Source organism: Parapedobacter koreensis (assembly GCF_900109365.1).
In the GTDB taxonomy this organism is placed as follows: domain Bacteria; phylum Bacteroidota; class Bacteroidia; order Sphingobacteriales; family Sphingobacteriaceae; genus Parapedobacter; species Parapedobacter koreensis.
The window spans coordinates 294,685-321,239 of the sequence record NZ_FNZR01000001.1; the positions used below are offsets into that span (position 1 = coordinate 294,685).

General features: G+C 47.5%; 23 protein-coding genes. 3 read left to right on the forward strand and 20 right to left on the reverse strand.

Annotated elements, in window-relative coordinates; all coding sequences use genetic code 11:
• Window positions 1–49: 49 nt before the first annotated feature.
• From BMW65_RS01210 to tpx, 15 genes are all read right to left on the reverse strand, one after another.
• Window positions 50–1,009, reverse strand: a complete 960-nt coding sequence (locus tag BMW65_RS01210; RefSeq protein WP_177180948.1) for a helix-turn-helix domain-containing protein — start codon at window positions 1,007–1,009, stop codon at window positions 50–52.
• Window positions 1,002–1,640 (reverse strand): sterol desaturase family protein, encoded by a 639-nt coding sequence (locus tag BMW65_RS01215; RefSeq protein WP_245747444.1) that lies wholly within the window; start codon window positions 1,638–1,640, stop codon window positions 1,002–1,004. The genes BMW65_RS01210 and BMW65_RS01215 overlap by 8 nt, the downstream gene beginning before the upstream one ends.
• A gap of 4 nt (window positions 1,641–1,644) precedes the next feature.
• Entirely contained in the window at window positions 1,645–2,202 is a 558-nt protein-coding gene (locus BMW65_RS01220) for a DUF4833 domain-containing protein (RefSeq protein WP_090602131.1), read from the reverse strand.
• A 7-nt stretch (window positions 2,203–2,209) separates the two neighbouring features.
• Entirely contained in the window at window positions 2,210–3,106 is an 897-nt protein-coding gene (locus BMW65_RS01225; RefSeq protein ID WP_090602132.1) for a PfkB family carbohydrate kinase, read from the reverse strand.
• A complete protein-coding gene (locus BMW65_RS01230; protein WP_090602134.1) occupies window positions 3,090–3,815 on the reverse strand; it encodes an HAD family hydrolase in 726 nt (241 codons plus the stop codon). Before BMW65_RS01230 ends, BMW65_RS01225 begins: the two co-directional genes overlap by 17 nt.
• On the reverse strand, window positions 3,812–4,855 hold the full coding sequence (locus BMW65_RS01235) for a lysylphosphatidylglycerol synthase transmembrane domain-containing protein (protein ID WP_090602135.1): 1,044 nt from the start codon (window positions 4,853–4,855) through the stop codon (window positions 3,812–3,814). The genes BMW65_RS01230 and BMW65_RS01235 overlap by 4 nt, the downstream gene beginning before the upstream one ends.
• Window positions 4,856–4,865: 10 nt before the next feature.
• Entirely contained in the window at window positions 4,866–5,807 is a 942-nt protein-coding gene (locus BMW65_RS01240) for a CDP-alcohol phosphatidyltransferase family protein (RefSeq protein ID WP_090602137.1), read from the reverse strand.
• Window positions 5,807–6,691, reverse strand: coding sequence for an ATP-grasp domain-containing protein (locus BMW65_RS01245; protein WP_090602138.1), 885 nt, complete (start codon window positions 6,689–6,691; stop codon window positions 5,807–5,809). Before BMW65_RS01245 ends, BMW65_RS01240 begins: the two co-directional genes overlap by 1 nt.
• Before the next feature lie 29 nt (window positions 6,692–6,720).
• The gene (locus BMW65_RS01250; RefSeq protein WP_090602140.1) at window positions 6,721–7,425 is read right to left on the reverse strand and encodes a nucleotidyltransferase family protein; all 705 of its coding nucleotides are present in this window, start codon (window positions 7,423–7,425) and stop codon (window positions 6,721–6,723) included.
• 22 nt (window positions 7,426–7,447) lie between these two features.
• A complete protein-coding gene (locus BMW65_RS01255; protein WP_090602141.1) occupies window positions 7,448–10,027 on the reverse strand; it encodes a DUF5686 family protein in 2,580 nt (859 codons plus the stop codon).
• A 153-nt stretch (window positions 10,028–10,180) separates the two neighbouring features.
• Window positions 10,181–11,515, reverse strand: a complete 1,335-nt coding sequence (locus BMW65_RS01260; RefSeq protein WP_090602143.1) for an inositol-3-phosphate synthase — start codon at window positions 11,513–11,515, stop codon at window positions 10,181–10,183.
• A 27-nt stretch (window positions 11,516–11,542) separates the two neighbouring features.
• On the reverse strand, window positions 11,543–12,544 hold the full coding sequence (locus BMW65_RS01265; RefSeq protein WP_090602144.1) for an NAD-dependent epimerase/dehydratase family protein: 1,002 nt from the start codon (window positions 12,542–12,544) through the stop codon (window positions 11,543–11,545).
• Complete coding sequence (locus BMW65_RS01270) at window positions 12,541–13,659, reverse strand: GNAT family N-acetyltransferase (RefSeq protein ID WP_090602146.1); 1,119 nt, start codon at window positions 13,657–13,659, stop codon at window positions 12,541–12,543. Before BMW65_RS01270 ends, BMW65_RS01265 begins: the two co-directional genes overlap by 4 nt.
• Window positions 13,659–14,864, reverse strand: a complete 1,206-nt coding sequence (gene spt / locus BMW65_RS01275) for a serine palmitoyltransferase (RefSeq protein ID WP_090602148.1) — start codon at window positions 14,862–14,864, stop codon at window positions 13,659–13,661. The genes BMW65_RS01270 and spt overlap by 1 nt, the downstream gene beginning before the upstream one ends.
• Before the next feature lie 511 nt (window positions 14,865–15,375).
• Window positions 15,376–15,873 (reverse strand): thiol peroxidase, encoded by a 498-nt coding sequence (gene tpx, locus BMW65_RS01280; protein ID WP_090602149.1) that lies wholly within the window; start codon window positions 15,871–15,873, stop codon window positions 15,376–15,378.
• A gap of 173 nt (window positions 15,874–16,046) precedes the next feature.
• Between tpx and BMW65_RS01285 the strand changes: the two genes are divergently transcribed.
• On the forward strand, window positions 16,047–17,063 hold the full coding sequence (locus tag BMW65_RS01285) for a zinc-binding alcohol dehydrogenase family protein (RefSeq protein ID WP_090602151.1): 1,017 nt from the start codon (window positions 16,047–16,049) through the stop codon (window positions 17,061–17,063).
• A gap of 30 nt (window positions 17,064–17,093) precedes the next feature.
• On the opposite strand, the gene BMW65_RS01290 is transcribed toward BMW65_RS01285, so the two are convergent.
• Window positions 17,094–19,226 (reverse strand): carboxy terminal-processing peptidase, encoded by a 2,133-nt coding sequence (locus BMW65_RS01290; protein WP_090602930.1) that lies wholly within the window; start codon window positions 19,224–19,226, stop codon window positions 17,094–17,096.
• Window positions 19,227–19,403: 177 nt separating this feature from the next.
• Complete coding sequence (locus tag BMW65_RS01295) at window positions 19,404–20,546, reverse strand: tetratricopeptide repeat protein (protein WP_143053758.1); 1,143 nt, start codon at window positions 20,544–20,546, stop codon at window positions 19,404–19,406.
• Between the two features lie 187 nt (window positions 20,547–20,733).
• Between BMW65_RS01295 and BMW65_RS01300 the strand changes: the two genes are divergently transcribed.
• On the forward strand, window positions 20,734–22,014 hold the full coding sequence (locus tag BMW65_RS01300; protein ID WP_090602154.1) for a replication-associated recombination protein A: 1,281 nt from the start codon (window positions 20,734–20,736) through the stop codon (window positions 22,012–22,014).
• Here the strand turns inward: BMW65_RS01300 and BMW65_RS01305 are convergent.
• Window positions 22,011–22,847 carry a glutamate--tRNA ligase family protein gene (locus BMW65_RS01305; RefSeq protein WP_090602156.1) on the reverse strand — a complete coding sequence of 279 codons (837 nt, stop codon included), beginning with the start codon at window positions 22,845–22,847 and terminating at the stop codon, window positions 22,011–22,013. The two genes, BMW65_RS01300 and BMW65_RS01305, sit on opposite strands and share 4 nt — an antisense overlap.
• A 342-nt stretch (window positions 22,848–23,189) precedes the next feature.
• Here BMW65_RS01305 and BMW65_RS01310 point away from each other — a divergent pair, with 342 nt between their 5' ends.
• A complete protein-coding gene (locus BMW65_RS01310; RefSeq protein ID WP_090602157.1) occupies window positions 23,190–24,167 on the forward strand; it encodes a DUF4097 family beta strand repeat-containing protein in 978 nt (325 codons plus the stop codon).
• Between the two features lie 36 nt (window positions 24,168–24,203).
• On the opposite strand, the gene BMW65_RS01315 is transcribed toward BMW65_RS01310, so the two are convergent.
• The gene (locus BMW65_RS01315) at window positions 24,204–25,082 is read right to left on the reverse strand and encodes an alpha/beta hydrolase (protein WP_245747446.1); all 879 of its coding nucleotides are present in this window, start codon (window positions 25,080–25,082) and stop codon (window positions 24,204–24,206) included.
• A gap of 51 nt (window positions 25,083–25,133) precedes the next feature.
• Window positions 25,134–26,345, reverse strand: a complete 1,212-nt coding sequence (locus tag BMW65_RS01320) for an alanine dehydrogenase (protein WP_090602161.1) — start codon at window positions 26,343–26,345, stop codon at window positions 25,134–25,136.
• Window positions 26,346–26,555 lie beyond the last annotated feature (210 nt).

Below are 26,555 nucleotides of genomic sequence, written 5' to 3' on the forward strand. Positions count from 1 at the left end.
GAGTCTTTGGTTACTGTCTGTGGAAGGAAGTAACGCCCGCGGCGAGCGACTACAACACCCCCTCAATTGTACCCCTATTTTCGCGATATGCCTTCGGCGATATGCCCACCATTCTTTTGAAGTATTTGCCAAAAAAAGATTGGTCACTGAAATTCAATAGGTCTGCCACCTGTGCGATGGTCAATGACGGTGTGGCCAATAGAATCTTTGCTTCATTGATCACAAAGGTCTCAATCACTTTGGTAGCTGTCACGCCTCCCAGTTCTTTCACCACTTCAGATAAATATTTTGGCGTCACAAATAACCGATCTGCATAGTGGGTGAGTTCTCGATGTTGCCTAAAGTATTTTTTAGCCAATCGGTAGAAGCTTAGAAACAGCTGTTTTTTGCGGGAAGACGTATTGGGTAGAGGCTCGGCATATGTGGTGGCCAATGCTCCCAGTTCATACATGAATACGCTGAACATTCCCATCAAGAGATCCTTGCCGAACGTCCGTTCCTCCACGTGGTTCAAATAATACGCCAAGCTATTGATGACATGCCTGAGGTGCGCAGCCTCTTCCTTCGCGAGGCTCCACATCGGTTTAAACTCCGAAGTAAAGTAATATTGGACATAATCAAAAAAATACTCCGGTATATTCAGTTTAATAGGCAGATCTGCACTAAAGGCCACCAATTGGATGACTGCCGTGCTTTTGATATGCGTCACGGATTTGGAAGCGTCCGGCAGTGCAATGATGACATCATTTTCCCGGAATGTAAATTGCTCCAAATCGATTTGCAATGTCGTCTCCCCTTCCAAAAGAAGCGCTACACAAAAGATATCCGACCGCGTTTCCAACGAATATATCGCCTCTTTGAGATAGGGTGATTGCTTCGTATGGTCAAAGGTAGCTACTGCGATGTCATGCTTGCGGATACTATCCACGATATAATGACGTATATCCTGAAAGCAGTCATTCAACCAGTGATCCGTCTTAGGGGCTTTCGCCAATGCAGCATCACTCATCAGCCGCTCCTTTCTGTTTAAAACCCGTTCCGAAAATACCATCCCAAAATGCCGAACTCACGCCAAAGCCTTTCTCGGGATCGGAATAGTGATGCAACATGTGGTGCTGTTTAATCTTTTTCCAAATCCCACCCCTGAAATTGGCATGGTGGATCGCATAATGGGTCATATCATAGAAGAGGTATCCCAACATGAATCCGGGGAAGAATGCATTCATCACATAAACACTGAAAAACAACCGGAAAATGAAATAAATGACAATCGCCATCGGAATACTTGCCGATGGTGGCATTACCAGCCGTAGCCGGTCTTTTGGATAGTCATGGTGTACACCATGAAAAATGAAATGGATGCGTTCCATAAACTTGCCTTTGGGTTCGAAATGGAAGACAAAACGATGGAGCAAATACTCGGAGATGGTCCATACTGACAGCCCCAGCAGAAAATAACCAATAAAATTTAATATTGGCATATCCTCCGGGCCTAACGCCTTCCATGAAAAGTATCCCACTACTGGAAGGTAAATAAACAATGGTACACTGAAGTGTACTTTGGTCAGCGACTCCAGGAAATCACTTTTGAACATCCGGGTCGACTCCGAACTGTTTGAAACGAAATTCCGCTTTGCCATAGCTTCATGGTTTTATTTGTTCGACCTTGGCCTTGCCTTGACGATTGACACCTTCTATCTGCACATACAGCACATTGGGGCTGAATAGGCTCCCACCTTCAATGCGTACGTAGATGCGCCTCAGCACACACGTTTCGCCATCAATGCGTGTCTGCACGTAGTACCCTGTCGCTCCCCTGCGCAGATACAAAGGCAGTTTATCGTAGGCTACTGACCTGAATTCAATTTCATTTGATGCAATTTTTTTGACTTTTATCCCATAGGCAAATACCCGCTGGATATAATTCAAATCTTGCCGCCTACCATCTTCTGCATACCGCATCCAGAAAATGTCAAGCGGTTTGCTCTTATCGAGCCTTCCTTGTTTGTCGAGATTCAACGCATAGCAAACGGTATTTGCATTTGGATCGCGTTGAATGTAAAACATCAGGTTGTTTACCCCTTTTGGAATGGGAAATGCCGTGGTATCTATTGTACCTTCGTTTGCCGTAGGAATTGCCCAGGCAAAACAAGGCAACACAATGATAGCCAGGCAACTGATATATTTATAAATTGACAACATGATTTTTTTAACCAATTACCGAATCCGCGGTATTGCACCACGCTTGTACATCAGCCGGCGACCCCACAAACGGGCCATGCCGATGGGTTTTCAATGCAGCCATAGCAGCCGCAAACCGCCCTGCTTCGCAGGTATTCGCGCCCTTCAGTTTGCTGTACAGGTATCCTGCCATGAAGGTATCGCCGCAACCGGTGGTATCAGCCGGTGTTTGCACGAAGAAGGCGGGTATAAAACGACTTTGCCCCTTTTCATGGATAATCGCACCATTGCTGCCCAGTGTAATGATGATTTCTTCCACACCAAATTGCTCCAAGTACTTGATACTGTCTTTTATGCGCTTGAATCCGGTGAGCAAACGTGCTTCCTCATAATTTGCCTTCAACGTGGTCACCAAGGGCAAAATGCTGCTTGCTTTATCCCACTGGTTATGCACCACTTGCACACCTTCTACCTTCCGGATACAACCCTGTATGTCCAAGGAAACCTTTCCTTGCCCGGCTGCCCAATCCACCAAGTCTTCGGATATATCGCCAGCCAGCAACGGGCCGAAATGATACCACGATGCCCTAATTGCCGATATGTCTTCCAAACGCAACGGATCACCCTGGCTGAGCACCCGTTGCTTACGGTAGTCACGATTGGCATTGTATTCATTCTCAAAAAAATGCGAGTACCGTCCCGGTGAAATGACCCACCCTTCTCCATCGAAGCCGTACGCATCAAATACAGCACTATCGTGCTGGGCAAAAGACGTAGCCACCGATAGCGAGATATCAAATGCCTTCAAGGCGGACGAAAAGTAATAAGCGGTCCCGCCGGGCATTACATGTACGCTTTCCGGCGTGATCACCCGATCGACGGTGGCATGGCCGATGCAGCAGATATCATTATGCGGTTTGCCCATTGTAGTTCATTTTTGCTAAAACACCAAGTAATTTTCCCAAATCGTCGATCTCAGCGTTTACAATCTTATAGTCATCGATACCCGATTCTTCCCATCCTTCCACGTTCAACCACACGGTCTTGCATCCGGCTCGTTTTGCTGGGATCATATCTTTCTCATACGAATCACCGATGACCAAGCATTCCTCCGGATCACAACCAAGCGCCTCTACCCCCAGCCGATAAATCTGCGCATCGGGCTTCCGCACACCTACCAGTGCAGATTCGACAACATCATCAAAAAAACGCAGAATACCGAAGTCGGCCAATACCGTCTTGAGGTTACCGTAGAAATTGGAAACAATGACCATTCGGTAATCGGGTCGCAATTTACTGAGCATCACTTCGGCCAAGCGCACGGTATTACGGGCGATGTCTTCGCACATCAGCGCGATGCCCGGGATACGCGTTCGCTCCACCTTAGCACCGTTGGCCTCAAGATAATCAAACTGCTGCTCCACTTTAACGGATATCACGTCCAGAAATGAATGATCCGGCTTGACAATCGGGTTTATCGCCAGCATGCGTTCGCCATGGACATACGCTTTTGAAAACAAGTGCTTGTCGATTTCGATATGATGTGTCTGATAGGCATCCCAAATGACGGCCGCCCAATGACGGCCGTTGGTATCCAATGTACCGCCATAGTCAAAAAGTAATCCCTTTATCATACTATTTTTTCGTTTATACCGCTGTCAGCCAATGCCAATGCGGCCACCTTATTCGCCTTTCTGGAAGAACCCATGAGTGCCAACCCGATAAATATCCAGATGATTTCCCGGATACGTGTGACTATCCCGATAAAGATACCCGCACTCCCGGCTAGCCCGATGGCTTTCAATGCCAAGGCTAGTCCGCCTTCCCGCGTGCCCAATTGCATCGGGAAAAAGAACAACACATTGGCAAACAATGACGAGGTTGAGCTTACGACCAGCGCTTCGCCCATGTCCATGCCCAATCCGATAGCTTTGGCTGTAAAATAGATCTCTGCGCAACCTACCACACGGGCCGCAAACTCCCAGACAAGTGATCGGTAAAAAGCAGCCCGGCGGTGACTGTACAGGGTAATGATATGTTGGTCGATTTCCTGCAATACGATGGCTTGGTCAATGGCAAACCGATTGATAGACTGCCCGACCAAAGGCAACCTGCTCAGTTGACGAAGGATGCTCATGGTAAAACCTTTCTTGTATACCCTGGAAAACCAAATACACAAACCGCCGCCTATTACCAAGATCACCGCACTACAGCTTATCAGCAATGCATTCAATGGCAAAAGTGCCACGATAAGCAGAATAGAAAGCAGCCAAAACACAATGTGCGAAAACATGTGCATCAAACTGTATAACAGCACCGATGAAGAAGCCTTAGCTGCACCGAGGGAAGGCTTCAGCTCCATAATCCGATAGGGTTCACCACCCAGCGCTACAAACGGAGTAACGTAGTTAATAGCGTACCCACTGATGGTGAGCCGAAGGATACGCAGGAAAGGCAAACGTGTATCGGGCTTGTCGTCTTCCACGATGATGGCCTGAAATCCCAAAGCATTCATGATATAGATGGCCAGCCAGCTACCGATGATGGGAATAAACCATAAGCCCGTTTTCCGGATATTTTCCCAAATCACCCCAACACCCAGTTGATAGACCATGTAGCCCACGGTGGCCACACCGATGAGCAGGAATATCATTTTATACGTTTTGGAGTTCATGTGTTGTATGCTACGTGGTCAACTGGTGGTAAAAATGCTTGCTTACTTTCTCCTGGCGGCGGCACATGTAAATAAGGATGGGATTGAGCACCAAAATGTCAAAGGCAAAATATAGCCACACCTGATCGATGAAAAGCCATAAAAAGAGAAAAATCACACGCGTATTGAACTGCACGATATTGGTGTATTTCATCAGTGGCTTATTCATCGCCCGGAATTCCGTGACCAAATTTGCAGGCAGATCGTCCTTGAAGCGTGCCTTCACTTCTTTCAGCAGGCGTTGCAAATTCGGCGATAAGCGTTCCTGCAGCCGGGTATAGCCTAGGTAACCATTCAGCACAAACTTGTCAAAGAAATGCTGGGACCAAGTCATCCGATCAAATTCCCGCTGTAGCTCCGCACTGTTGTCCAATTCGCTACCTGCTTTACCTTTGATGAAATATAAATGCACATTCCGGTAATAATCAGCCATGGCTGATTGGAATACGTGCGATACGCCGGCCAACACACCCGGCAGCCACACCCAAGCCGACCAACCGGCGTCCGTGAGCCGCAGGCATAGCGCAATATGGATGGCTGCAAACCAAAAATCACCAGCAAAGCCATCCAAGATACGTCCAAGTCGACTTTTATTGTTGGTCAGCCGGGCCAATTGCCCATCCGCACTATCAAGAGAATTGGCAAACATCAGCAAAAGCATCCCGATGACATTGATCCATAAGGCAGGATAATAAAACAATACCCCTGCTGCCACGCCAAAGAAAATACTCGTAATGGTCACTGCATTGGGCGTAATCCCCACTTTTGCGCAGATAGTTGCAATGCGGAGCCCTATCGGACGATAAAACCAGATATCGATCCGCTCTTCGGTATCATTGGATTTCAGGGATGCTTCGAAAATATCCGGCTTCGCCGCCTCCTTATTTTTGTTATCTACCAATATCTCTTCCATTATTGTCTTACTTTGATTTCGTCTGCCGCATACGCTGCCGTCAGGATTTCCGTTATCGCTTGTGCCGCTTCCTCCCGGCAGGGGGCAAAGCTGGGCCAATCATTGAGGTCAATCACATGAAACGTTCCATCTCTACCGATAATAGCATCGCCGCCATATATATGTACCCCCAAGCTCTCGGCTGATTTGGTGGCAACTTGTTTCAACAGCGCCGCGTCAAACGGATAATACGAAGACTTTCCGTTGATTTCCGCATACAACTCATACTTATGGTGGTTGTGGTCATAGGGATAAAACCAATAAAAGAAGTCCGTACCCCGCACGCCATAAAACTTGACCAGATCGCCGGGTAAATGTTCGGATACCACCACATTTGCAATCCCGCGCAGGGCATATTCGCTGATGATATGTTCGGCTTCTTCCCGCGAAGCCACGAAGGAGACATCTTCTTTGTGAATTGCATGGAAATCACCCCGCTTGATCCATACCCCTTGGCTGCCCATGTGGTCATACACATGGCCGATAGGCTCTTCCGTCGTTAAGAAAAAGCTCCGTGGATAAGGTATCCCGCTTTGTATCAGCCCGGAAACCATGTTGGTGCGATAGCAACGTTCCACGCCAAAGGCCGAATTGTATACTTTCACGCCGCGCAACTCGTCTTCCTTCAAACACGCTACCAGATCCTTATTGCGCCCCATGGAAAAAATACCGTCGATCTCCAACCGCTTTTCATTGCAGTAGGTTCCTTCACTGCACACCGATACGTTGAAATCCCGATTTTGCAATTCGTTGACAACCAGTTCAAAAATAAAACGGTCGTTGCCAATATGGTTTGGCGAAAAAAGGTTATCGCGCTTGATACCGATAATATGGGGTTTTGACATGAATGAACAATAATGTATAACTATAAAAATTAATCCGTTAAAATAAATGCTTCTGCTTTATCGATGTCGGTCACATGATCTACATCGATGATCTTCCCGAAAGGAAATGCAGCCACGGCTAACCCTTCATCAACAAGTGCCCGCTGGAAATTACGCATACGCGACACTCCTGTTGCTATCACTTCACCAACGATGTCAATGGCTCGCCGTCTAAGGCAATAGATCCCCCCCGAGGCATATTGGCGTCCTTGCAGCGGAATATCAGAAAACGAGCCAATACGATACGCGTCATCCACGGCAACATACAACGGGCTCTCATCATCAATATAGGGTGTCACGGCCATCAAGGCATCCAGCGCATGGTCTTGTTGAAAAGCCTCCACATAGCGACAAAATTCATTGCCTTGAAACACTGTATCGGTCGTGGCCAAGCAACATTCCCGGATATGGGGGTAGCGCTGCAGCAGCTCATGGAAGCTATGTAGCGAACTGGGTGTGGTTTTTTGCAACACGTGCACCGGAACGGCAAAGCCAGCTTGTTGCAGGTGATCGGCCAACTCGGGGGATTGCGCATTGATGATGACATGAACAGCATGAGCTCCCGCCTGGGTAAATTGGCCGATGAGCCTATCAATCAATGGCACGCCGCCAATCGTCACCAGTGGTTTGGGCAGTTGCCACCCCTCAGACTTCAATCGGGAGCCTTCTCCCGCCGCTATGATTGCATATTCCATCCTGCAAGAGGTTATTATATTATTAAAAATCAAATTTAAACCGTGCACGCACGCCCCATTCCGGTACATCCGGATTATCGAGGTATGTAAAACGTTTCACCAAATCCACCCGGAAGAGTTTGAAAATATTGGCGACACCAGCGCTGGCTTCGATATATGGTTCACGATGCAAGGTATATGAAATCGGAACACCATCTTCATTTTGTTGGAAGCGGAACACCTGGCCATTGTATGCCGGGTTATTTTCATCACGCAAGCCTCCCCAGATGCCCTTGAAGCTGAAAACTTCGCGCAATTTCAGCCGCTTTAGCAACGGAATTTTATTGAACAGAAAACCATTCATGTAATACTGCACATTCACGCCTGCATGGTGGTCGCTCACAAACTCCAGAAAGTTCATCAGATTGTACGAATTGAGCTGGTAAGCATACGTCTGGTTCGCGCGGTGGATGGTCAGCACCGGAAACGGCAAGCCATTTCCAAAGATATAGGTGCCTTCCACATTGACATCGGCATAGCCCAATTGTGACAGGTAGACACGCTTAAAGATACCTCCCGCGACCTTATGGTAGTCATACTCGCCATCCAGTACCCCTTTGAGGCCAGCGGTATAATTCAAGGAAAAGATGGGATATTTATTTTCAATGGGTACCCGATAGAGCTTTGATTGATAAAACTGCTCATACGGTGCATAACGCAGCCTTACAGTCACCTCGGTGGTATTCAATTCCGGATGGTTTATCAGGTTGCCTGCACCATCAGCATGCTGATACGAGAGAATACCCGCTGGCAATTGCCGCCATTTCGTGAAGTCTACACCGTAAGAGAAATGATTATTCAGCTCATGCTGGTATTCCACACGATAAATATCATTGTATAGCCACCGATGATTGTCGCCGCGTTTAAAGGACAGGAGAAAATTATCTTCCTGGACAAACTGGAGTTCCTGACCGGGTATTTTTGTATCTTTTTGATAGCTTACCCGCAGGTAGTGCTGGGGAAAGTTATAAATCGACTTATTGTTGAAGGAATAAGTTCCACTAAGGAAATACTTCCACTTCTCGTCCCTGAAACCGTAGGCGGCGTACGTTTCTGCGTAAAACCGCTTGCTGAAATCGGGTGTCGTACGGCCGCCTACCCGCAGCCGGAATCCCTCTACCGGGTTGAAGCTGTAGAAGGTATTCACAGGGCCTACTTCTACCGGACCAAACGATTTGTAACCTGCCAATAAAAGGGTAGTGATATCCATAAACCGCCGGAAAGAAGGGATGGTCTGTAGGGTATCCACATTCTTATAGATATTCAATTCCCGATTTTCCAAGGGTATATGCCGTGCGGCAGTCCAGAAATCCTCTTCAAACCGCTTGCCTTCTTCATAAGCGATTTCTTCTGCAGGCCCCGCATAGATGCTGTCCGGTTGAGCCACGCCGACACGGTAGCTATTATAATCTACCGTCCGCTTCCCATACATGCCACCACCTCGATTAGTCAACGCAAATTCCATAGCCAGCTCACTTCTATCCAGGTAATAGCGTCCTTCGCCATCCGCCCGGTACGTCAGCGTCGATTCCATACCCCGTACGAAATTGAGGTTTATCTCGTCGCTCACGCTAAGCTCCGCACGTTTCACCGCATATTTACCATCATGGGTAATATACAGTTTGCCCGAAAACAACATGTCCGTCCGATTGCGCGGGACAAAGCTAAGTTCTATCAACCACGGCTGTTCCGTCTTGATGGTATCCGTGATAAAAAACTTATAAAATGTAGGTGACGTAGCAGCCGTGGGACTCAAAAACAAGTTCGTCACCAGCGAGATGTTGCTGTCATAAATGTCTATATCTTCATAAAGCCTATTGAAGTAATCATTAAGACCTTCATTATCAATGAATTTCTCATCAAACTCTGCCCGTTTTTCGGCGGTCACGTATTGTTTCTTCTTATAGGGATTCTTGCGGAAGTATACCTGTGAGAGTTTTTCATGCATGTAAGCCGGAAGCATATTCTTTCCACCGATGGCCGTCGTGTCCTGCTCTTCAAAAAGGAATTGATAATTCCTGAAAATGCGCCTATTGCGGAATTTATCCGAAAGATTGCTCAGTGCCAGCGATATTTTTTCGTATTGTTCATATTGCACATATTCCTGGCCATCCATCCTGTTTTCCGCTTTATGTTCAATCACCTTGCGGATCAGTTGGACGGCTGGATTATCGCGGTTGCGATACCGCCCCCGTCTGCCTACGACCACCACTTCTTCCATCATGGCTGGGTCTACATCCAGTTCGACATTGATCGTCTGGTTTTCACGCGATGTAATATCCACATCAAATGACAAGTATCCAATGTAGCTGAAGCGTAGTTTAGTATATCCTGTTGGAAGCTTGATTTCGTACTTTCCGTCTTCATTGGCGGACGTACCCGTGCCTACAACTCCCCCCACTACCGATACCGAAACGTAAGGAAGCGTCTCCTTGGTTACCTTATCGGTAATGGTACCCGAAATTGTGGCAACCTGCCCATGCGCTGCCAATACCAGCAGCATCCCCATCAGCAGCATGGCTGCTGATTTCCCACAACGTCTTCTTCTAATAAATGTTATCATGCTATTTTATACAGTGATGCCAAGAGCATCCCCACCAAAAAATCAGTGAGACAAGGCATCCATCGGCCACATCCAACCGCCTAATAGATCAACGGTGCCTGCCAAGTGGTCTTCAAATAAGGAGCACCATGTACGGTGCTCCTTACCGAAAAATTAAATCATACTTTCTACCAATTCCTGATAATAGTCGAGCCCCAAATGGGTAATCAAATCCTCACCCATAATATGCCGTAATGTATTTTGGAATTTAATCTGTTGCTTGAAAATATCGTTTTCAGGCGGCAAGCCGGGAGCTGTCTGTGGTGATTTCAGGTAAAACGATAGCCATTCCTGTATGCCAAACAAACCCGCACGCTGTGCCAAATCGATAAACAGGGCCAAGTCCAACGCTACCGGCGCAGCCAATATTGAATCGCGGCAAAGGAAATTGATCTTTATCTGCATCTTGTAGCCAAGCCAGCCGAAAATGTCAATGTTGTCCCAGCTTTCCTTATTATCGCCATGCGGTGGATAATAGTTGATGCGGATTTTATGATAAAGGTCACTATACAAATCGGGACTCTTTTTAGCGTCCAATATGTCCTCAAGTACGCCAGTTTTGGTCACCTCCTTGCTCCGGAAATTCTCCGGATTATCCAGCACAAGACCATCACGGTTGCCCAAGATGTTGGTCGAGAACCACCCGGACACGCCCAAAGCGCGGGCTTGCAAGCCGGGGGCCACAATAGTTTTCATCAATGTTTGGCCGGTTTTAAAGTCTTTACCCGCAATAGCTACCTCTGCAATAATGGCCAGTTCGACCAGTGCTGGAATGTCGCAGGCCAAGTGTGGCGCGCCGTTGACAAAAGGAACACCGGATTTGATGGCAGCATAGGCATAGACCATGCTTGGCGATATCCGCTTGTCGTCTTCGTCCAAACCTTTCTCGAAGTTAATCAGGCTGGCGTACACATCCACCTCTTTAAAATCTTCGATGTATTTTTCCGTAGAACCACACCACAGCACCACTACCCGGTTGCATCCATTGGTTTCTTTGAATGATTTGATATCTTCGATAACCGCGTTGGCCAATTCCCGGCGTGTGCCTTGTTTTACATGGGTACCATCCAGGTTTTTGACATAGTCGCGGTCAAAGACAGCCTTCATGGGTTGGATAGCTTCCAACGTTTCCCGTACTTGATCCAACTGTGATTGTTCCAGTACCTTCGCTTTGGAGGCTGCTTCATAGACATTATCTTCGTAGATATCCCAGCCACCGAATACCAAATCGGAAAGTTGAGCCAAGGGGACAAAGTCTTTGATCAAGGGATTACGATTCTCTGTACGCTTGCCGAGCCGGATAGTCGACATTTGCGAAACCGAACCTATCGGTTTTGACAGTCCCTTATTGATGGCAGCCACACCTGCGATAAGCGTGGATGCCACGGCACCAAGCCCTGGGATTAATATACCGAGCTTACCTTCTGCTTTTTTTACTTGATTTTCCATGTTTGTTACGTTTGTAAATGTGTATACTTATAACCATCGTTGCGATTTATACCAAGCAATGGCTTTGTGTAGTCCTTTTTCGAGGTCATATGCGGGCATATAGCCCAGTTCTTGTTTTGCGCGGGTGATATCACATGCCCAGTTGGCCGCAGTCAGTTCATGGATACGCTCCGGATAGATCACGGGCATCGTTGCCGACTTCCGGTAGGCGGCGGCCATTCCCTCAGCGACCAAGCGCACCATGCCCGTTGGCAAGTGGATTCGTCGCGCCTTCTTCTGGAAAATATCCGCAAGGATATCAGCCATGTCATAGCGTCCGTAAACTTGCCCGTCAGAAATATTGTATTCCCTGGTTTCCCCGCTTCCAGAAGCAACGAGGGCCGCCTTGATAATTACTTTTGCCAAGTCCGTTGCATATACAAAGCTCAGTAATTGCGGCGTGCTGCCGATATAGGCATCTACGCCCCGAGCAATGGCCTTGAAGAGCACCAACAAATCGCGCTCCCGAGGGCCATACACCGCCGTTGGCCGCACAATACGCAAAGGCAAGCCATCGATAGCCCTCAGTCGCCTCTCGGCTTCCAGTTTGCTACGCCCATATTCCGTGACGGGCTGCGGCACCGTGCGCTCGTTGATAAACAAGCCAGGCTGGTAGGGCAATGGCCCAATAGCCGCCAAGCTACTTACATACACGAACGATGCCAGCGGAATGCCCGACTCCATGGCGGCCTGCCCCAGGCGGTCTGCATAGCAAACATTCACCTGTTCGTACACGGAAGCCGATTTGGCACGGGTCACCGCTGCAGCGTGTACGATGTAGCGGTACCCGCCTTCCGCCAACTGAGCGGAGAGGCTACTTTTAGTGTCATAAGGCAAATCTACCAGCCCCACCCCCATACCGCGCAAGTGGTCCGTATGGCTGCTCCCACGTACCCCTGCATCTACATCCAGCCCTTCGGCCTTTGCAGCTTGGATGAGGTGGTATCCCAAGAAACCACTACCGCCCGTTATGAGCATGCGTTCATTCATATTGCCTCTTCAAAAATCCGATAACGTTTATACAATTTGCCGTTTATTTGTTCAATCGCGTGATTCATCAGGTAGTTGTGTTCGAGCATCCATGAACACTCGGCCCTTTCTATCGGCGTTCCATCGCTGTTGCGGATAAGCCGTCCATACAGGCATGCTTCAATACCCAATTTGCGGTAACCAGCTATCACCCCGAGCATCAGCACGCGGACGGATGTAATCTTTTTCTTCTGGAAGAGCAATTTGAAAATACCGGTAGGCAACAGTCGTCCATTTTTGATGCCTATCTGTATCTGGTTGATATTGGGTAGCCCCAGGGCAAATCCCACAATCTGCCCTTCCTTTTCGGCCACGATGCAAAACCGGGGATCCAAAATCAGCTTCATGCTTTTGGCCGCATGGTCAAATTCCTCAACAGTCATGGGCACAAAGCCCAGGTTTTTGTCCCAAGCCTTATTATACACTTCACGGATCTTTTCTACTTCGCCTTTGAAGTCCTTCAGGTTGATTTGCCTGATGACGATGCCCTTGTTCTTCAGGCGTTCTTCCATCCGGTCTATAAACTGTGCTACCCGTGTATTTGCTGTCTCACGTTCCACCATATACGCTAGCAAATCGGTCATCTTGACCAAACCGCTGTTTACCAGCAATGCCTCGTAATAAGGCTTATTGTGTGGCATCATGACCATGGGGGGGCTATCAAAACCTTCAACAAGCAATCCACACGTATCGTTCGTAGATAGGTTTACTGGACCAATAAGGCGTTCTGCCCCTCTTTCTTTCAGCCAATTTTTCGCAGCTGTCAAGAGGATGTTTGCAGCTTCTTGGTTATCTTCGCTATCAAAAAAACCAAAAAAACCATCTTTGTTACCCGTGAATGCATTATGGTTGGTATTGTATATGGCCGCTACCCGTCCTTTGATTTGCTCGCCATCCACCACTAAAAATAATTGGCTGCTTGAATGATCATAAAACGGATTTTTCCCCGGCCATAACAACTCCTCCTGAGCCACGTACAACTCAGGCACATAGTTTGGGTCGTCACGATACAATCTATGCGGATAGTCTATAAATTGTTTTAATTGTGATTTATTCTTGATGGTCACTAACTGCATTATGACACCGCTTTAATCAATTCAATATTCAAAGAACAATACGCTTTTACCAGTTTGTCAATCGCTTCATCAATTTGTTGGAAGGTATGTGTCGCCATGAGCGAAAACCGGATCAATGACTCATGAGGCGGCACTGCCGGGGAAACTACGGGGTTGACGAAGACACCCATTTCCTGTAAAAGCATGGTCACACGAAATGTCTTCTCATTGTCCCGGATGTAAATCGGTAAAATCGGGCTTTCCGTTTTTCCGAGATCGAACCCATGTTCCACAAGCAACTTCTTCGCATAGTTGGTGTTTTGCCAAAGCCGTTCAATGTGTTCAGGTTCCGACCGGATGATCTGCAACGCCGCCAGTGTACTTGCTGCAGCGCCAGGCGTCATGCTTGCGCTGAACATGAGCGACCGAGCACGGTGCTTCAAGTACTCAATAGTTGCCGCATCGCTGGCGATAAAACCACCCAACGAGGCTAATGATTTGCTAAACGTACCCATTACAACATCCACCTTGTCCGTGAGCCCGAAGTGATCCGCCGTGCCAGCCCCCTGATAGCCGATCACACCCAAGCTATGCGCATCATCCACCATAATGGCAGCATCATAGGTGTCGGCTAACTTTTGCAGCTCGGGAAGTTTTACGATATCGCCTTCCATGCTGAAAATGCCATCCGTAGCAATGAGTTTGACCGCATCTTCCGGCAATTGGGCCAGTTTGCGTTCCAGATCAAACATGTCATTATGGGCATATTTGATGACCTTTGAAAATGAAAGCCGACTGCCGTCGATGATGGAAGCGTGATTGCGCTCGTCTAATAGGATGTAATCATTGCGCCCGGTAAGGCACGATAGTGCACCCAAATTGGCCTGAAACCCCGTACTAAACAACAAGGCGGCCTCTTTTCCTGTATAATCGGCCAAGTGGTGCTCAAGCTCTTCGTGAATATCGAGCGTACCATTCAAAAATCGCGAGCCGGCACAGCCTGTACCATATTTGGCTGTCGCTTTTCTGGCAGCTTCAATGATCGTTGGATGGTTCGTAAGGCCGAGGTAAGAGTTCGACCCAAACATTAGAACTTTTTGGCCATCAATCACAACCTCCGTATCTTGGCCAGATTGAATGGCTCTAAAATAAGCGTATAGGCCACTGTCCTTAATGAGTTGTGCATCTTTAAAAGCTGCTACCCGCTCGTGTAGTCTTCTATTCATACATTCATTCGTTGATATAACATCTTGCGCCCAATACTGACAAATAATTATTAACTAGTCTACACGCATTTTTTGTCCGTGCAAAAGAACTAGCTAAAACGGCCCCTAACAAGGCTTATTATTCGCCTGAATTGGTACAAAAGTCGGTTAAAAATTATTTGACAATTCATTAACAAACTGTAAATATAGCTATCTATTGGAATCATTGGTTTTAATTTCGGCAAACTTCATTTGGAAATTGAAATTTTTACGTGAATATGAGAAATAGCTATAATCATCCAAATTTGCCGAAATACGAATTAAAATAATGACTTTTAAGAAATTACGACAACAAACTACCGAAATTTAATGCATTCTTGCAAGTGCATTTTGTGTTGTTCATCGTGTCGAATACAGCCCCGCCGGCCCTACCTATTGAAGCTCTTTTTTGGGGCATTTTGGTCAAAAACATCAATAGGCGAAGCAAAAGTCTTTTTCTTTTGCTTCGCCTTGGCTTGGCCTGAATAAAAGCCTAAATAGCTGCCAAAGCCTTATCGTAGTCGGGCTCGTTAGCTATTTCAGACACCTGTTCGGTATACTGCACAATGCCTTGCTCATCCACTACAATTACTGCGCGGCTCAACAATCCTGCCAATGGGCCGTCTATAATACGCAATTGATAGGCATCCGAAAAATTGCTGTCTTTGTATTCTGAAAGTGTCTCCACATTGCTGATGCCTTCTGCTGCACAGAACCGTCCTTGCGCAAAAGGCAAATCCTTGGAAATGCAAAGTACAATGGTATTATCAAGCCCTGCAGCTTTTTCGTTAAATGCTCGCACCGAAGCCGCACAAGTGCCGGTATCAATACTTGGGAAAATGTTTAATATTACCTTTTTGCCCTGGTAGTCCGCCAGTGTCTTATCCGAAAGAGTGCCCGCTGTCAATTTGAAATCCGGAGCTTTGTTTCCTGCCGCCGGAAGCGTTCCTGCAGTGTGTATTTCAGCTCCCTTGAATGTAATTGTTGCCATAATTTGTCTTTTTTTGGGTTAATATTAGCAAAATATCCCTAAACCCTGAAAGGATTTATGAATTGATGATTGGCGAATGACATAAAGTTTGCCCTAACAAGCAATTCAGTATGATTACCGCATATTAAAAAAATTGTGTAATTATGCCAATCAAAGCATAATCTACATCAGAAATGGATGCCATTGTATGCAGCAGACCCGGGGAATTACAACTTATCCAAGCAGACGTACCTCAGCCAGCGAATCACCAAGCATTGTTGAAAATCCATCAGGTAGGCATCTGTGGCACGGATCTCCATGCTTATGAAGGTACGCAGCCTTTTTTTTCTTATCCGCGGATTTTGGGTCATGAGCTTGCTGCCGAGCTACTCCAGATCCCAACTGGGCATGGCTTTGCCGTGGGGGATCTCGTGACGGTAAAGCCCTATTTCCATTGTGGGAAATGCGTGGCTTGCCGCCAGGGAAAAACCAACTGCTGTGTGCATATGCAGGTATACGGCGTACACGTAGACGGTGGCATGCGTAACCAAGTTGTATTACCAATTAGCTCGCTCGTTGCAGGCAAAGGGCTTGACCTCGACCAGTTAACATTAGTTGAACCCTTGGCCATTGGTGCCCACGGTGTCCGGAGGGCGGGCATCCAATCCGGCGAATACGTGTTGATTGTCGGTGCCGGGCCTATCGGAATCGGAGCCACGTTTCTTGCACACGCCGCCGGTGCACATGTCATCTTGATGGATATCAATTCGGAAAAACTTGCCCATTGCCGGGCGATGATAAGCGGGCTAACAACCATCGATGCCAAGGACGCAAACGTTGAACAGCTCCTCCGCGATTATACCCAGGGCGATATGCCTAACGTAATAATCGACTGCACGGGAAGCCAAAAGGCCATCAATCAGGCATTTCATTACCTCGCCCATGCGGGGCGATTTGTATTGATAGGTCTTCAACAGTACCCGGTTACCTTTGGTCATCCGGAGTTTCATAAGCGCGAAGCCACATTGATGAGTAGCCGCAATGCCACGAAGGAAGACTTTGATTATGTCATCAGGCTGTTGCAGCAGGCTATCATTCCTCCTACCGCATTCATTACACATCGGATTCCTCATGTGCAGCTTCCGATTGTTTTTGACTCCCTGTTGAATCCTACTTCAAACCTGATAAAAGCAACAGTGAATTTCACCTAACGCAAAAGCGCGGGTGGTTCTTTTTAGCGTTTAAAGACTACTGTTATTTTTCTTCGTCAATGCTACATAATCGGCCATCACCGCCAAACTTTCCTCTTGAATGAAATCAAGCCCCTCGTCTAAGTTGGTTGTAGCTCCACCGCCTGGAAGGTTAATCTTCATCTGTTGGAGTGCGTCTGTCCTACTTTTATTCTTTAAGCGTCCCTCTTCACGCTCTTTTTTCAACTGATCTTCCTGAAGCGTAACACTCGTTTCCGTTTCCTGTTTCTGCATCAAATCGATATCTTCCAATAAAAATTTATACGCTGGTGAACCGTCCATACGTGATTGGTGCTTGGCAGTAAGTTGCGTAATTGCCGTATTTAAATTACCAACTGGAGCAAAATCAGCAGCATTGATCTGATCCCAAGGCAAGGCAGATGGTTCTGAGCTCTCTCCATACTTCTCCGCAGAATACAACGAAGGGAAATTTATATCCGGTTCGACGCCTTTATGCTGCGTGCTACTGCCTGTAATCCGATAAAACTTGGCCAATGTAATGTTAATCTGGCCAAACTGGGGCACACCTGTTGGAAGGCTTTCCCCATCATCTGCCTGCGCTTTCAGCAACAGGCGGTCGGTCGGGCTGATTACCCGGCTCATATCAATAGCCGACTGTACGGTGCCTTTGCCATAAGATTGGGAGCCCAAAATAATACCCCGGCCATAGTCCTGTATAGCCGCAGCAAAAATCTCTGAAGCAGAAGCACTGAACCGGTTGATGATGACACCTAAGGGGCCATCCCATGCCACGCCGTCTTCCCTGTCGCTATTTACCTCTACTTGGTTGCGTGTGTCACGCACTTGCACAACAGGCCCTTTATCGATGAACAAACCTGTCAATTCAATGGATTCCTGCAAAGACCCGCCACCGTTGAAGCGCAAATCCATGACTACGGCATCCACTTTTTCCTGTTTTAGGGTGTCAAGCAACAGCCGGACATCCCTCGTCGTGCTTTTATAATTGGGATCGTTCCGGCGGTAGGCGTCAAAATCGATATAAAATTTCGGCAAACTGATAATACCTACCCGGTACGTTTTTCCATCATCTCCTACCACTTCTTTGATTTCACGTTTGGCCGACTCGTCCTCAATCACCACGCGATCCCGTGTAAGCGATACGATCTTGGGCTCTGTAGTGAGCTCTTGCCCTGCGGGAACGACTTTCAAGCGCACAACAGTACCCTTTGGCCCTTTAATTTTAGCAACCGCGTGATCTAATTTCCAGCCAATAATATCCTCAAACTCGCCATCTTCACCTTGGGCAACACCAATAATCCGGTCGTCAATCTGAAGTGCTTTTTCTTTATATACCGGGCCGCCAACAATGACATCAGCCACCTTTATCACCTCATTTTCCGAGGTAAGCCGTGCTCCGATACCTTCGAACGTATTGGCCATCTCTTCATTAAACCGCTGGGCGAAAAACGGATTGAAATAACTGGTATGGGGGTCGATGGCATTCGTCAGCGCGCTCATGATAATTTGAAAAGCCTCGTTATTATCGGTCTTTTTAGCCATCGAAACCAAATTTTTATAGCGGTTTGTCAGCGTCTCCTTTTGCTTTACCACCGCAGAGTCGCTTCCATTCCCACTGAGCCGAAGATTAAGCAAATCATATTTCACACGCTTACGCCACTGGTCATTTGCCTCGGCTTCGGAGGCAAACCAGCCTTCATGTTCCCGATTATAGACATATCGCTCATCTACCGAAAAGTCATGCGATGCATCTACCTGGGTCAAGGCATAGTCAAGCCGTTCGAGGTACCGCTTCATGTACACATTGAAAATTTGATAAGCCGCACTGAGGTCGCCATCACGAAAATCTTGGCCCAATGTATTCCGATATTGTTCAAACTCGTCTATATCGGCCTGCATGAGGTAATTCTTGCCTTGATCCATCGCTTCGATCAGATTATCAAAGATAATGGACGAGATGGAATCATTAAAGGGCACCTTCTTGTAACTTACTGATTCAAATAATCCGACGACATCTTTGGCAATCACCGCATGCTGGGCGGTAGGTTTCAAGGCACCGGTCTCTGCTTCCAAATTGACACGCGGCTTAGATCCGCATGCCGCAATGGCCACCACAAACAACGCAAAAAATACTTTCTTCAACATATTCTCCATACTTCTATAATATCCACTTCTATAATATCCCTTTATCCTGATTGTGATAAGCCCACAACCACTGCTTTCATTTGAGCCGCTAAATTTACTCAAAAAACCACTAATCTTTATTACGTAATTGCAATAGGATTTGTTTGACCCCTATTTGTTACAAAAACTGCGCCAGGCTCAATTATCGACAAGCCCTCCTTCTCCCCTAAACAGCATGTTTTTGAGCATATCATACCGATTAAGGGCCAGGGCTGCCCCGCTGTAGTCACCTGCTTGGTGATATAAATTACCCAATGCGTCTTGGATAGCTAGTTGCATGCCCATTATGTGATCTTTTCTTGCCAAATCATCGGCTATCTTGTACTCTTCAATGGCCACCCGGGGATTGCCTGAATTTTTCTTTGTCTCGGCAAGATTGAAGATAATTTCGGGCAATTGTTCGGCGATCCCATCCCTATCAACAATGGATTTGGCTTGTACCAAGAACCACTGCGCCTCGGGGTATTTGTGTTGCAGAGTATAGATATCCGCCAGCGTGCGGTATGCGGAAGCCCGTCCAGCCTCATTTCTTGCCCGGCGAAACAAAGGCACTACCTTACGGATGATATCCTGCTCGGCTTCAGACGAAAAACCCCGCTTGGCCTTTATCAATGCCAATTCCATCATCGCCTGGGCTTGGCGACTGTTGTTACGTGTTTTTACTGCGCGATCATACAATTGTTGATAAAGCACAAAAGCCTTATCCAATTGCGCTAACGATTCATAGGTCACGGCCAAGTTATGCACGACAATCTCCCAATCACCCATACTACCCTGCTCTTCTTTTGCTTTCATTGCCTTTTCAAAAAATTCGATAGCCAAGTCAACTGCACCCGCAGCGATATATTCCATAGCCAAGCGATTTTCAATATCTGCAAGTAAGCCGACATTCTCATACTGAGCAGCTTGATCAGCCTCCAACAACAATTTGCCTTCTATACTCGCCGTTTGGGTGTCAGTAAGGGGCATGTATTTTTTGGCTGATATACTGCCATTACCGGTCATCTCCAGCCGGTGATAATATTTCATTCGGCTTACATACTCCACGACCACGGCAGAATCAATTTCTTTTTCGGCATACCGATCGTCCAGCAACTCTTCAGCCGTCTTTGGGGGCGGAAGAACATATACCTTTGGCCCGATACCTGCGAATGTGCTGTCGTATTTGACAATATGGCCGGAGAAGTCAATCTGTTGCTGGGCAATAACGCCGGAAGGAATGCTCCATAAGCAGAAGCACAAGTACGCTGCATACCTCAGCAGCTCCTGTTTTACTTTCATATCATTGTCCAATCCGCCACTAAGATACAAAAATTGTTTTTTACTTTTTTCATGTTCCACGATCCTGTTACTTTCCTGCCAACCAAAAACAAGTACCTGACAGCGGATGAACCATCAGCAATTCGTGTTTTATATACTGTTTTTAATTTGCATGTAAAGGTCTATTTTGCTAAGTTTGCTAAAAAATATGGCAACACGGATTCCTTTAGCAGAACGCATGCGTCCCACCTCCATCGACGACTACGTAGGGCAACGTCATATCATTGGCGAAGGGGCCGTACTGCGAAATGCCATCCATCAAAACAACATACCCTCCATGATCTTGTGGGGGCCACCCGGTGTGGGGAAGACCACGCTCGCCTATATTATTTCCAAGCAATTGAACAGGCCATTTTTCAGCCTGAGCGCTATTAATTCGGGGGTAAAGGATGTCCGTGAAGTCATTGATAAAGCCGAACAACTTCGCAATTTTCAGCAGGAACAACCCATCCTGTTCATTGATGAAATCCACCGTTTCTCCAAGTCCCAGCAAGATTCACTTCTGGGTGCCGTGGAAAGGGGCGTAGTCACGCTGATCGGTGCCACAACCGAGAATCCCTCCTTTGAGGTCATCTCTGCATTGCTTTCCCGCTGCCAGGTATACGTACTGGAGCACCTGACGGAAGAAGAGCTCGTTAGTATCATCGACAAAGCACTGAAAGCAGACGAATACCTAAGCAAACAACACGTCACGGTAAAAGAACATGAAGCACTACTCCGGCTTTCCGGCGGCGATGCCCGCAAACTGTTAAACGTGCTGGAATTGGTCATCAATGCCGCAGGCGGAAAACCACTTGAAATCACCAACGAATTTGTGCTCCATCAGGTCCAGCAGCACATGGCCATTTACGATAAGGCGGGTGAACAGCATTACGACATCATATCGGCATTCATCAAATCCATACGCGGCAGCGATCCTAATGCTGCCGTCTATTGGCTCGCGCGGATGATTGAAGGCGGGGAAGATCCGCTATTCATTGCCCGCCGGCTGCTCATTCTTGCATCAGAAGATATCGGCAATGCCAACCCCAATGCATTGTTGCTGGCCAATAATTGCTTTCAAGCCGTCAATGTCATTGGCTGGCCCGAGGCACGTATCATCCTTTCGCAAACGGTCACTTACCTTGCTTCATCCGCAAAAAGCAATGCTGCTTATGAAGCCATCAACAAAGCCCAAGCCTTGGTCAAACAAACTGGCGATTTGTCCGTTCCGTTGCATATCCGTAATGCGCCTACTAAGCTGATGAAGCAGCTGAATTACGGCAAAGACTATCAATATGCCCATGCTTACGAAGGAAATTTTGTGGAGCAGGAATTTATGCCAGAAGGCTTGAATGGCATCAAACTCTATGATCCCGGCAGGAATCCCGCAGAAGAGAAAATGCGGGAAAAATTGCGGCAAAACTGGAAAGGCAAATACGGATACTAACGGCATGCTTCCTCCTTTAAATCCTTCCAATGGGTGATCGGGTATGCCAATCCAAGCATCTTTCCCATCAGGGCATAGATATCCCTCCGGTGCTTTCCCTGTGTGCGGAGGTATTGGATGGAAGTAGCCCCGGCCGATTTTGACAATTTTTCATTGGCATCGGCTTTCAGCAAAGCATGGTGGTAACAGGTAGCGGCCAAGAAGGATCCATAGCCTAACAGCTCGGCCAGGTAACGCTGGGCCAAGGTGGACTCCCACAAATCCGCACCCCTTACGACCAAATCAACGCCATAATATACATCATCCACAAGGGAGGCCAGTTGATACGCTGGGATTCCATCCTTCTTGCGAACGACGAAATAGTCCATCGTTGGCGGAAGCGTGCCCACAGGGGTAAGCATACGCCAGTTGTATCCCAACGCCTCCAAGGATAGTCCTTTATCCTTGCATTTCCCCTTATAAATACCTTGTGGGTGCTCCTGAAGTAACGCGGAACGCGAACATTCACAAGCAAACACTGCCCCCTTTTCCCGCAAGGCGCTCAAAGCGTCTTGGTATAATGCCATCCGATGTACTTGCGAATAAACCGTCTGATAGTCATGGTAATTCTTAGGCCCTTCGTCCCATGGGAGTTCCAAAAAATCCAATGTGTCGAAGATGTCTTCTACGTATTCTCGTTTTACCCGCTCTTTGTCCAAATCATCGATGCGTAGGAGAATCCGTGCACCGTGCCGCCTCGCGAGCATAGCCGTCATCGCAAAAGAAAATACGTTGCCCAAGTGCAGGTAGCCGCTGGGTGTGGGCGCAATACGGGTTCGAACGAATTGTTGCATGCTAAACGTCAAAGTTAGTGATTTTACAAGGCAAACTGCACGGTTTTGAAACACCGATTGTCCGTTTCCGAACATCGACGAAAATCAATAAAAACATATTCTATTGATTTACTGATGGTTAAAATTTAGGCACGTTCTTTATATTTTTTGGCATGAGCGTGCAACGTTTTTGAGTCCATCGCGTCCTTAGTACGACTGGAACGATTGAGCAGCAGGTGCGTCCCAATAAACGGAAAAATGGATTACTTAAAATATTATGTGTGTTTGTGAATCACTGGATAGCTGGTAGCGCTCCCCGCGACTAACCAGCTCCCAGCTGATTCGTACTAAAAAAATCAAAAAATGTATAAACGTTCACTTACTTTAGGATTTTTTATCCTGCTACTGACCAATAGCTGGGCACAACAGGATCAAGTGCTGTTTACCACAGAGAAATTTCCGGCCAACAGCATCAGGCAGGTAGATGTAGTGACAGGAGGCGGCCAAATCACCATCAGTGGGAGCGCCACGAACGAGGCTTCCGTAGAGGTGTTCCTCCGTGCCAATAACCGCGCCGGTGAGCGCTCGCCGGAAGAACTCACCGCGCGGTTCAAAAAAGAATACGATTTTGAACTTGCTGTACAAAACGGCACACTCAAGGCGTACGCCAAGCGCAAAAACGGTTTAAGGGGAAATCAATCCTTATCGGTATCCTTCAATATCGTGGTGCCCGAGAAGGCAGACACCAAGCTCCATACCGGCGGTGGTTCCATCAAACTCGAACGGTTAGCAGGCACACAATCATTCAAGACCGGAGGCGGGAGCCTTCAGTTTAGCGGCATCAAGGGCATCATTGATGGCGAGACCGGCGGGGGCAGCATCGCCGCTACAGATTGTGAAGGCACGCTTAAAATCGTCACTGGTGGCGGCTCGTTCGATCTCGAGAATCTTTCCGGCACCATCGACATCCGTACCGGCGGTGGTTCCATTAAAGGCACCCAACTCGCCGGAACATTAACTTCCAATACCGGTGGCGGCAGTATCCAATTAACGGATTTGGCCTGCGAACTGGATGTCAATACCGGAGGAGGCAGCATCTCGGCATCGCTGGTGAAGACGTCCGGCCCCATTAGCCTCAAAACCGGTGCCGGCAGCATCAATGTGGAGCTCCCCACAAATGGTGGTTATGATGTCGATTTGCGTGGCAGTCGTGTGAATACAAAAAACCTTCGTAATTTTTCAGGAAGCCAGAAAAAAGATGAATTAAGGGGACAAGTGAATGGAGGAGGCGTGGCACTGACAGCCAGCACGGGCAGTGGTTCGGTGAATGTATCGTTTTAGGTTACTTTGCGCCGGTCTGCAATGGTGGGGCGGCGGTCAAAGGCCGCCAAGCCATACCAAAAAATGATCAAACCACTTATCTGCGGTGGTCTTGTTGTTCAAGCCAAACCCATGCCCACCAGCCGGATAGGTGATGAGCTCCGCGTCTGTTCCGTGCTTTTGCAAGGCTTCAATATACACTTGACTGTTGGCGATAGGTACCACAGTATCGTCTTCGGCATGCACCAAAAAGGCCGGGGGTGTATCAGCGGTCACTTGCAATTCGTTTGAAAAATGATTGATGTCTTCCGGATTGGGATTGCTGCCCAACAAATTGGTACGCGAACCACCATGGGTCATTCCTTCTTGCATGCTGATGACAGGGTAAAGCAATAACGAAAAATCCGGACGCAGGGATGTCCCTTTCGGATTATCAATCAATGCTGCTGCATAATGGGTTGACAACGTGGAAGCCAAATGCCCGCCTGCCGAAAACCCTGCGATGCCAATTTTATCTCTTGCTATCCCCCACTCACCGGCCCTTTCCCTCACCAGCTGTATCGCCCGCTGCGCATCCTGTAACGGACCGATGCGTTTATCCTCCATGATTTCGTCCTTCGGCAGCCGGTACTTCAATACAAAAGCGGCAATGCCGTTTGTAGCGAGCTGTTTTGCTACATCGTGCCCCTCATGGCCAATTGCCAGGATGCTGTATCCACCGCCAGGGCAAATGATGACCGCCTTACCGGTATTGGCGACGCCTGCTGCCGGGAGATAAGCCGTCAATGTGGGTAATGTTACTCCCGTAACGCGGGTTATCCCATTATCATCGGTAGCTGAAGTTTCTTCCAGCGGGAAAGATTTGCTGTTCGGCACGTCACCGTCATAAAGGTTTATGGTGGTCTGGCCATTGGCCAGCGTTCCGACAATTAGCATCCCGCAGCATAACATCATTGTGAAACATTGCATAAATTAACGATTTTATCATTAATGGTTAGAAACGACCAGCAAATCCAAATCCTTGGGCGTAAGGTTGAATTTGTTGGCAATATCTTTATTGGTCAGATACCCCTGGTAGAGGTAGATGGCATTGCGGATACCCGGCTTGGCCCAAATCAGGTTCATAATGCCTCCCATCTCGCCGATATCCAGCAAAATTGGCGTAAAAATGTTGGTCAGCGCATAAGTAGCCGTACGTGCCACCCGCGAAGCGATATTAGGCACACAATAATGGATGACGTCATATTTCCGGAATACCGGCTGCTCATGATTGGTGATTTCGGAAGTCTCGAAGCATCCGCCCTGATCGATGCTTACGTCTATCAATACCGAGTTGGGTTTCATCTTTGAAACGGTTTCTTCACTGATAATACAGGGGCTGCGGCCATTGTTGGCCCGGATAGCCCCAATGACCACATCGCAGCCAATGACTGCCTTGCGCAATACAATGGGTTGGATGACCGATGTAAATACCCGGCTTCCCACATTATTTTGCAAGCGCCGCAAGCGATACACCGAGCTGTCGAATACCTTCACCTGCGCACCTAATGCTATCGCTGTCCGTGCAGCAAATTCACCCACCGTACCCGCGCCCAGGATGACCATTTCCGTTGGGGGAACCCCTGTAATCCCGCCTAACATCAATCCTTTGCCGTCAAATACATTGCTCAGGTACTCAGCCGCGATAAGCACTGATGTAGCCCCCACAATCTCGCTCATGGCCCGCACCACGGTAAGCGTATTCCCTTCATCCCTCAGGTATTCATAAGACAATGCGGTTACCTTCTTTTTCATCAGGGCTTGAAGATGATCCAGGGTCATTAGCGAAGGCTGTTGGGACGAAAGCAGCACTTGGCCGTTGTGCATTAAGTCGATCTCTTCCAAGGTCGGTGGCGCAATCTTGATGATGATATCTGCCTTGTATACCTCCTCCTTGTTGTGTACGATGTGTGCTCCTTGTTCGCTATAATGATGATCCAGGAAATTCGCCGCGTCGCCAGCACCGCTCTCCAGTACAACCTCATGACCATTCTCAATCAGCAACGCCACAGAAAGCGGGGTCAACGGCACACGATTTTCTTGAAAACTGATTTCCTTGGGAATCCCTATATAAAGGCTGTTTTTCTTTTTTGCTGTTTCGAGCATCGCTTCCTGCGGCTGCAACAATGCCTGACGGGCCAATTTCGATAGCTCACTCATGATGCACTCACTTTATCCACAAAATTTTGGGTTCAACATGCGAAAATAATCAAAGTTTTAATAAAAATTGGGCAAATTGTAAACTAACGGATTAATTCGATTTCCAAAGGTGCTTGTTAAGAAGAATTTAAAATACCACAACACTTGTTTGGTTGGATAAAATAAGTATATTTGAACCGCATTTACGGTATTAGAGTATCCATTTGCCGC

Coding starts and splice junctions, on each gene's coding strand:
- BMW65_RS01210 (WP_177180948.1), bottom strand. CDS start 1,009: ATGAGTGATGCTGCATTGGCGAAAGCCCCTAAGACGGATCACTGGTTG.
- BMW65_RS01215 (WP_245747444.1), bottom strand. CDS start 1,640: ATGGCAAAGCGGAATTTCGTTTCAAACAGTTCGGAGTCGACCCGGATG.
- BMW65_RS01220 (WP_090602131.1), bottom strand. CDS start 2,202: ATGTTGTCAATTTATAAATATATCAGTTGCCTGGCTATCATTGTGTTG.
- BMW65_RS01225 (WP_090602132.1), bottom strand. CDS start 3,106: ATGGGCAAACCGCATAATGATATCTGCTGCATCGGCCATGCCACCGTC.
- BMW65_RS01230 (WP_090602134.1), bottom strand. CDS start 3,815: ATGATAAAGGGATTACTTTTTGACTATGGCGGTACATTGGATACCAAC.
- BMW65_RS01235 (WP_090602135.1), bottom strand. CDS start 4,855: ATGAACTCCAAAACGTATAAAATGATATTCCTGCTCATCGGTGTGGCC.
- BMW65_RS01240 (WP_090602137.1), bottom strand. CDS start 5,807: ATGGAAGAGATATTGGTAGATAACAAAAATAAGGAGGCGGCGAAGCCG.
- BMW65_RS01245 (WP_090602138.1), bottom strand. CDS start 6,691: ATGTCAAAACCCCATATTATCGGTATCAAGCGCGATAACCTTTTTTCG.
- BMW65_RS01250 (WP_090602140.1), bottom strand. CDS start 7,425: ATGGAATATGCAATCATAGCGGCGGGAGAAGGCTCCCGATTGAAGTCT.
- BMW65_RS01255 (WP_090602141.1), bottom strand. CDS start 10,027: ATGATAACATTTATTAGAAGAAGACGTTGTGGGAAATCAGCAGCCATG.
- BMW65_RS01260 (WP_090602143.1), bottom strand. CDS start 11,515: ATGGAAAATCAAGTAAAAAAAGCAGAAGGTAAGCTCGGTATATTAATC.
- BMW65_RS01265 (WP_090602144.1), bottom strand. CDS start 12,544: ATGAATGAACGCATGCTCATAACGGGCGGTAGTGGTTTCTTGGGATAC.
- BMW65_RS01270 (WP_090602146.1), bottom strand. CDS start 13,659: ATGCAGTTAGTGACCATCAAGAATAAATCACAATTAAAACAATTTATA.
- spt (WP_090602148.1), bottom strand. CDS start 14,864: ATGAATAGAAGACTACACGAGCGGGTAGCAGCTTTTAAAGATGCACAA.
- tpx (WP_090602149.1), bottom strand. CDS start 15,873: ATGGCAACAATTACATTCAAGGGAGCTGAAATACACACTGCAGGAACG.
- BMW65_RS01285 (WP_090602151.1), top strand. CDS start 16,047: ATGGATGCCATTGTATGCAGCAGACCCGGGGAATTACAACTTATCCAA.
- BMW65_RS01290 (WP_090602930.1), bottom strand. CDS start 19,226: ATGTTGAAGAAAGTATTTTTTGCGTTGTTTGTGGTGGCCATTGCGGCA.
- BMW65_RS01295 (WP_143053758.1), bottom strand. CDS start 20,546: ATGAAAGTAAAACAGGAGCTGCTGAGGTATGCAGCGTACTTGTGCTTC.
- BMW65_RS01300 (WP_090602154.1), top strand. CDS start 20,734: ATGGCAACACGGATTCCTTTAGCAGAACGCATGCGTCCCACCTCCATC.
- BMW65_RS01305 (WP_090602156.1), bottom strand. CDS start 22,847: ATGCAACAATTCGTTCGAACCCGTATTGCGCCCACACCCAGCGGCTAC.
- BMW65_RS01310 (WP_090602157.1), top strand. CDS start 23,190: ATGTATAAACGTTCACTTACTTTAGGATTTTTTATCCTGCTACTGACC.
- BMW65_RS01315 (WP_245747446.1), bottom strand. CDS start 25,082: ATGCTAATTGTCGGAACGCTGGCCAATGGCCAGACCACCATAAACCTT.
- BMW65_RS01320 (WP_090602161.1), bottom strand. CDS start 26,345: ATGAGTGAGCTATCGAAATTGGCCCGTCAGGCATTGTTGCAGCCGCAG.